1 protein-coding gene is annotated in these 258 nt (G+C 67.8%); it reads right to left on the reverse strand.

Annotation, left to right across the window (positions count from 1 at the left end; genetic code table 11):
• Positions 1-258: hypothetical protein (locus OGY09_RS00240; RefSeq protein WP_286589728.1), on the reverse strand; the 258-nt coding region annotated here is incomplete at both ends.

A 258-nucleotide genomic window follows, 5' to 3' on the forward strand; every position in this document is an offset into this window, starting at 1 on the left:
CACGCCGGTGAGCCTGCCGGTCTGGCTGTAGTCGTATTCCCGGGTCTGGCGCGGGGTGCTGATGCGGGTCAGATGCCCGGCCCCGTCATACCCGTAGTCGCGGTTCAGAAGCGGGCTGTTCAGGTGCCGGCTCAGCAGCAGTCCGGCCGCGCTGTAGCCGGTGGTGACCGTATATTCGCCGAAGCTGCGCAGCGTCTCCCGGTGCAGGCGGTCGCGGGTGAGGTCGATAAGCGGGGTGTCGCCGAGCTTCATTCCTGC

Source organism: Citrobacter sp. Cpo071, from assembly GCF_030332765.1.
In the GTDB taxonomy this organism is placed as follows: Bacteria; Pseudomonadota; Gammaproteobacteria; order Enterobacterales; family Enterobacteriaceae; genus Citrobacter; species Citrobacter portucalensis.